This window comes from Denitrificimonas halotolerans (assembly GCF_034259425.1).
Classification (GTDB): domain Bacteria; phylum Pseudomonadota; class Gammaproteobacteria; order Pseudomonadales; family Pseudomonadaceae; genus Denitrificimonas; species Denitrificimonas halotolerans.
Map to the genome: position 1 here is coordinate 289,636 of NZ_JAXIVU010000002.1, position 6,241 is coordinate 295,876.

The window sequence follows — 6,241 nt, forward strand, 5'->3', positions numbered from 1 at the left end:
GTCAGAGGAAAACACAGGCTAGTGACCGTATGTACTGTGGCGTGGTTAGCCACTTATTTTAGTTTGAGTGAAGTAATGGCCGCTTTTCAGCCGCATCACCAACTCGAAAACTTTACTTATACCGGAGAGAAAATATCTCTAAATTTCCAAGATATAGATGTACGTTCAGTGCTGCAGCTGTTAGCAGATGTCACCGATTTTAACTTAGTGGTAAGTGATGATGTGCAAGGTAATGTCACTTTACGCTTGCAAGAAGTGCCTTGGGATCAAGCCCTAGATTTGGTATTGCAAAGTAAGGGCCTAGCTAAGCGGGTAACAGGAACAGTTTTATTGATTGATACCGCTGAAGCTATGGCTTTGCGTGAGCGTCAAACGCTAGAAGCACAGCAGCAAAAGGCCCAACTAGCGCCTTTACAACATGAGTTGATTCAAGTGAATTATGCGAAGGCTGCGCATCTTGCTGAATTATTTCGAACTGCGGCGAGTGGTTATGAGGGACAGCAGGGCTCGGTGGCCGTAGATGAGCGTACAAACAGTATTATTGCTTATCAAACCCAAGGGCAGTTGAAAGAGTTGCGTCGTATTGTAAAACAACTCGATATTCCAGTACGTCAGGTCATGATTGAGGCGCGTATTGTTGAAGTGAATACTGACTATAGTAAAAACTTAGGGATTCGCTGGGGGGGTGAGTTAACCACAGGTAGTAGCAATTGGGCAATTAGTGGTAAAGATGGTGCAGGTAGTTTGTTTGTTGACCTAGGTGTTACAGCCTCTACCTCAGGGTTGGGAATTGGTTTTTTCTCAAATCATGCAATTTTGGATTTACAGCTGTCAGCTATGGAGAAAACGGGTAATGGAGAGGTTGTGTCGCAGCCTAAAGTGATGACCTCTGATAAAGAAACGGCAAAAATTTTAAAAGGTGCGGAAGTACCTTATCAAGAGGCGAGCTCTAGTGGCTCCACTAGTACATCTTTTAAAGAAGCTGCTTTATCGCTTGAAGTTACACCGCAAATAACTCCAGATAATCGCATTATTATGGATGTAAAAGTGACCAAGGATGAGCCGGATTTTGCCAATGCCTTGAACGGTGTGCCGCCTATCAAGAAAAATGAAGTCAGTGCTAATGTTTTAGTCACAAACAGTGAGACTCTTGTTATTGGTGGTGTATTCTCTAATATGCAGAGCAAAGCGGTGGATAAAGTGCCTGTGCTAGGTGATTTACCATTTTTAGGGCGTGTTTTTCGCCGTAATTATGTGCAAGACCAAAAGTCAGAGCTGTTGGTATTTATTACCCCGCGTATAATGAATAATCATGCTATTACGTTGAATAATTAATGCACACACGTAACTACATACTTGTTGGCCCTATGGGCGCAGGAAAAAGCACCATCGGCCGTTTGCTTGCTAAAGAGCTTGGCTTACCCTTTAAAGACTCCGATAAAGAAATTGAGGAGCGCACTGGGGCTAGTATTCCTTTGATTTTTGATGTTGAAGGTGAAACTGGTTTTCGTGATCGTGAGCAAGCGGTCATTACTGAGTTGAGTCAAGCGCAAGGTCTAGTCTTAGCAACAGGTGGTGGTGCTATTTTGCGTCCTGAAAACCGTGCAGCAATGCGTCAAGGTGCTGTGGTGATTTACTTGCACGCATCGGTTGAGCATCAGCTAGCGCGTACAGCTCGAGATCGCAACCGTCCCTTATTGCAAACTCAGAATCCAGCTCAAGTTTTAACTGACTTACTGGCCATACGTGACCCACTGTATCGTGAAGTAGCAACTTTAATTATTGAGACTGATACGCGCCCACCGCGTATGGTCGTACAAGAAATTATGCGTTTTCTTCATATTTATAGTGATGACTAAGCGCGTTGCTGTAGCTATTACACGCAGATGAATAGACTGAGCTATCTTAGTTCTGTGAGGTGGCTTTTATCTTTTTTACCCTAGGTTTTATAACGAGAGGCACACATGCGTACCCTTACTGTTGATTTGGCTGAGCGTAGCTACCCAATTTATATTGGTTCGGACTTACTTAAGCAGGCGCAACTTTTTACACCACATATTGTTGGCAAAAAAGTTGCAATTGTCAGCAATACCACGGTTGCCCCTCTCTATTTAGATCAGTTGCGTAAAACGCTGCAGGATTATGATGTCACTGAGATTGTTCTACCGGATGGTGAATCCTACAAAAACTGGGAAACCCTACAACTGATTTTTGATGCTTTGTTAGCTGATAAACATGACCGTAAAACGACACTGATAGCTTTAGGTGGTGGCGTGATTGGTGATATGACTGGGTTTGCAGCAGCTTGCTATCAGCGTGGGGTGAACTTCATTCAAGTGCCCACTACTTTACTATCGCAGGTAGACTCCTCTGTAGGTGGTAAAACTGGCATTAACCACCCATTGGGAAAAAATATGGTAGGTGCTTTTTATCAGCCGAAAGCGGTGTTGATTGATATTGCGACCTTGCATACTTTACCTTCCCGTGAGTTGGCGGCAGGCCTAGCAGAAGTGATTAAATATGGTTTGATCCATGACGAGCCATTTTTAGCTTGGCTAGAAGAGAATATTGATAGCATTTGTCGGCTTAATCAGTCGGCGCTGATTGAAACTGTAGAACGCTCATGCCTCGCTAAAGCTCAGGTGGTTTCCGCTGATGAGCGTGAGGCGGGTGTGCGTGCTACTTTAAATTTGGGGCATACTTTTGGTCATGCGATTGAAACAGAGCAGGGGTACGGTGCTTGGTTGCATGGTGAGGCTGTTGCTGCAGGGACTGTCATGGCACTAGAAATGTCCAAACAGTTAGGTTGGTTAAACCAGGTACAACGTGATCGAGGTGTTCGTCTACTGAAGAGGGCTGGCTTGCCTGTTATCCCGCCGCAAAACATGCATGCAGATACATTCTTAACTCATATGGCGGTGGATAAAAAGAATATTGATGGTCATATTCGTTTGGTGTTGTTGCGGAGTTTGGGGGAGGCGGTTGTGACCAGCGAATATCCTGCAAATATTTTACATAGTGTGCTGACAGCTAATTACCCAAAAATCGTGAATAGCATTTAACAGGATAAAAGCCCCATGACTGACTTGTATGCTGATGATGGTTATTTAGATCATTATCAATTTGAGCGTGATCCTTTTGCTGAGTATGGCCCAGATTTAAATTTTTTTGCTGTGAAACGACAATCAGTGCTTGCGGAGTTAGAGCACTTAGCCCGCTACAGTAAACTGATGCTTGTTGTTACCGGTCCCAAAGGAAGTGGTAAAACAGTACTGCGTAAGGCATTGGTTGCTGGTGCACAGGCACAGGTGAAAAATGTAGTGGTTGTGGTGTCAGCTAAAGTAGACGCAGCGGCAATGCTACAGCAAGTCAGTGATGCGCTCGAATTACCAGGGGCTGAGATTGCTGAGGTTTTAGCGCATATTGAACAACTTAAGATTGCAGGTGACGAGGTGCACCTTGTGGTCGATAATGCAGAACTTTTGGACGAGTCAGCCTTATTGTTTTTGCAACGTATTGCTCAAGGTGTTAATGACGCTAGCGCGCGCGTTTTTATTTTTTCCGACTCATCGATTACACCTTTGCTAGAGAAGGTGGCTGATAATGCCGATTTGCATCATGTGATTGTTTTAGAACCATGGAGTGAAGCTGAGACAACTGAATATATTGAGCAACGTCTAGTCGCCGCGGGCAGTACGCTTGATTGTTTTAGTTCGCAACAGTTAGCAACTATGTATGTGCAAACGCAAGGCTGGCCAGGGCGCATCAATAGAGAGGCGAAAGAGTGTTTGCTAGAGCAGATGAAGGGAAACACTCGATTATCTGCAACTGGACGTGCAGTCACTAATCTGCCTTATAAGCACTTAGGGTTATTAGTCTTAGCCGTGGCGAGCTTATTGCTCTTATGGTTATGGCAAATTCCGGATTCTGAACAACAAGCTTCAGTGGTTCTAGATGGAGTAAATAAAGTACAGCGTCCTTTGGCTTTAGAGGCAGTTACTGTTACTGAAAATAGAGAAGAGCTTTATTCTTCAGTGAAGCAAATGTCTGCTTCCGCAAGGGATAGCGAGGCACCTATAGTGAAAAAAGATCACGACATGGCCTTAGGTGGTCATGCGCAATGGTATAAGCAACAAGGTGCATCCCGTTATACCCTGCAGGTGCTAGGCACTCGGGCAGAGGCAACTGCGCGTGATTTTGTTCAGAAAAATAAAGCCCAGTACCATTATTTTAAAAAACAGCACCAAGGCCAAGCATTATATGTAGTGACCTATGGTTCTTTTGTTAACCGCGATGCAGCGTTGCAGGCTGTTGTAAAACTCCCCGCGCATATCCGCAAAGATAAGCCGTGGCCGCGCACAATGCTGAGTATTCAGCAAGAATTACGTTGAGGTAATTATGAACTATCGCCATGCCTATCATGCGGGCAATCATGCAGATGTATTCAAACATTGGGTGTTGACACGCTGTATTGTGCTATTGCAAAAAAAACCAACACCGATTGCCTATGTTGATACGCATGCGGGAATTGGTTTGTATGACCTATCTGGTGAAGAGTCGAGTAAAACTGCTGAATGGTGTGATGGTATTGGTCGTTTGTGGGGTGCCGAACAACCGCTACTAGAGCAGTATTTATATGCAGTGAGGGAACTGAATGATGGCAATGAATTGCGTTATTACCCTGGTTCACCGGAATTGGCACGCTGTTTAACACGTGGCCAAGATCATTTGTACTTAAACGAAAAGCACCCGATTGATGGTCAGCTACTCAAAGAAAATATGCGCATTGATCCGCGAGTTTCTGTACTGTTGGGGGAGGGGTGGCATGTACCAAAAGCCTTACTGCCTACTGCGGAAAAGCGTTTATTGATGCTTATTGATCCGCCTTTTGAAGAGGGGGATGATCTAAAAAAATCTGTACAAGCTTTAGAAGAAACTTTGGCGCGTATGCGTCAGGCTATTGTGTGTTTGTGGTATCCGATTAAGGATACTGTACAGTTGCGTCGTTTTTATCGTGACTTAGAAACAAGCAGTGCAGCTAAACTTTTACGTATTGAGCTTTATGTGAACAAACCCGATGATGCAGCTCGGTTGAATGGGTCAGGCATGGTGATTTGTAATCCGCCTTGGGGGTTGGAGGAAGAGTTGAGACAGCTTTTGCCATGGTTAGCTAAAATCCTAGAGCAAAATCAAGGTGATTGGCGTTTAGATTGGTTGATTGCTGAATAGATTGTTCAGTTTTTGGCTAAGGCTTGATTGGAAAAGTGTCTGAGTGAGGCTGTTCGATAATAAGCCCCCTTAATAAAGCATCAAACATGGCGCCTACTCGTTTTGCGTCAAATAAACTAGGTTCTCTGAGTAGGTCATACAGTAAGCCTAGCAGCATGGCGTGTATGCTTAATGCGGCCATGCGTGGTGTTAGATCAGGATGTAAACGTTGAGCTATTGTTGGTTGGCTAAATAGTTGTTCGCATAAATCAATAAACTCACTAATAAAATTTTCGTGACGCACTTCTGCTTCGCGTAGGTCCTCTGTGAATTCACAGCGTCGGTGCAGTATTGTCACAATGCGGCGTTTTCGCTCATCTTTGCTGATATTAATTAGAACGTCAGTACAGAGCTGGCGTAAGCCTAGAATAGGGTTGTTTGGGTCGCATTTACTGATTTGTTTAGCAATTTGCTCTGTAGGTAGCCGTACCTGGTTAAGCATTTCGTGAAAAAGATGGGCTTTATTTTTAAAGTGCCAGTAAACAGCACCGCGAGTGACTCTAGCATGACGGGCAATTTGCTCAAGTGAAGTGTGGGATACCCCTTTTTTGAAAAATAACAGTTCGGCTGCGGTGAGTATGGCAGCGCGAGTGTTTTCTGCTTCTTCTTTTGTACGGCGCATAAGTAGAGTAGGTTCAAAATAAATGATATGAGCAGTTTAACCGTTTTTATCAAAATCACGTAAGACCTCGTACTTTTAGTGTGGGGATGGATAGCGAGGGCTGCGTAAGCAGCCCCTTAACAGACTGCTAAAGTCTTTGCAGTATAGGTTGGTACTGGTACTGTATACAGCATGGTAAGGCACACCAAAACATTAAAAGTTCGAGTTCGAGACAGGCATGTGCTCTTGCTAAACCGTATGGCTCGAAGCGTCAATTTTGTCTGGAATTTTGTTAATGAATTAAGCCGCCGCTCGATTAAGGAGCGCGGTGTGTTTTTGTCTGCGTATGATATGCATCCCTACACTAAGGGC

5 protein-coding genes and 1 pseudogene are annotated in these 6,241 nt (G+C 44.3%); 5 read left to right on the top strand and 1 reads right to left on the bottom strand.

Features of this window, described 5'->3' with window-relative positions:
- Positions 1-105: 105 nt before the first annotated feature.
- The 5 genes and pseudogenes from TOI97_RS03210 to TOI97_RS03230 form a co-directional block, all read left to right on the top strand.
- Positions 106-1,335 (top strand): annotated as a pseudogene (locus tag TOI97_RS03210) (type IV pilus secretin PilQ); the annotation flags it as partial.
- Positions 1,335-1,859 carry a shikimate kinase AroK gene (gene aroK / locus TOI97_RS03215; RefSeq protein ID WP_321552678.1) on the top strand — a complete coding sequence of 175 codons (525 nt, stop codon included), beginning with the start codon at positions 1,335-1,337 and terminating at the stop codon, positions 1,857-1,859. The pseudogene TOI97_RS03210 and the gene aroK, both read left to right, overlap by 1 nt.
- Positions 1,860-1,964: 105 nt before the next feature.
- Positions 1,965-3,062 carry a 3-dehydroquinate synthase gene (gene aroB, locus TOI97_RS03220; RefSeq protein WP_321552679.1) on the top strand — a complete coding sequence of 366 codons (1,098 nt, stop codon included), beginning with the start codon at positions 1,965-1,967 and terminating at the stop codon, positions 3,060-3,062.
- 15 nt (positions 3,063-3,077) lie between these two features.
- Positions 3,078-4,391 carry an AAA family ATPase gene (locus tag TOI97_RS03225; protein WP_321552680.1) on the top strand — a complete coding sequence of 438 codons (1,314 nt, stop codon included), beginning with the start codon at positions 3,078-3,080 and terminating at the stop codon, positions 4,389-4,391.
- Positions 4,392-4,398: 7 nt separating this feature from the next.
- Positions 4,399-5,229 carry a 23S rRNA (adenine(2030)-N(6))-methyltransferase RlmJ gene (locus TOI97_RS03230; RefSeq protein ID WP_321552681.1) on the top strand — a complete coding sequence of 277 codons (831 nt, stop codon included), beginning with the start codon at positions 4,399-4,401 and terminating at the stop codon, positions 5,227-5,229.
- Between the two features lie 16 nt (positions 5,230-5,245).
- On the opposite strand, the gene TOI97_RS03235 is transcribed toward TOI97_RS03230, so the two are convergent.
- A complete protein-coding gene (locus TOI97_RS03235; RefSeq protein ID WP_321552682.1) occupies positions 5,246-5,890 on the bottom strand; it encodes a TetR family transcriptional regulator in 645 nt (214 codons plus the stop codon).
- Positions 5,891-6,241 lie beyond the last annotated feature (351 nt).